Source organism: Parazoarcus communis SWub3 = DSM 12120 (assembly GCF_003226565.1).
In the GTDB taxonomy this organism is placed as follows: Bacteria; Pseudomonadota; Gammaproteobacteria; order Burkholderiales; family Rhodocyclaceae; genus Parazoarcus; species Parazoarcus communis.
Map to the genome: position 1 here is coordinate 1 of NZ_QKOE01000228.1, position 211 is coordinate 211.

Annotated in this window: 1 protein-coding gene; it reads left to right on the forward strand. The window is 60.2% G+C overall.

From position 1 onward, the window contains the following. On the forward strand, positions 1-138 hold a 138-nt coding region (locus DNK49_RS23850), incomplete at its 5' end, for an ABC transporter ATP-binding protein C-terminal domain-containing protein (protein WP_481345693.1). Between the last annotated feature and the right edge of the window lie 73 nt (positions 139-211).

A 211-nucleotide genomic window follows, 5' to 3' on the forward strand; every position in this document is an offset into this window, starting at 1 on the left:
CACGACATGGACTTCGTCATGGGGCTGGTCGACCGGGTGGTGGTGATGGAGTTCGGCGAGAAGATTGCCGAAGGGCTGCCCGAAGAGGTGCAGAAGGACCCGGCGGTGCTCGAAGCGTATCTGGGCGGGGTGGAGTGAAGACGATGAGCAACGAAACCAAGAAGACCGTTCTGGAAGTGAAGGACCTGTGCGTGTCGTACGGCAAGGTCGA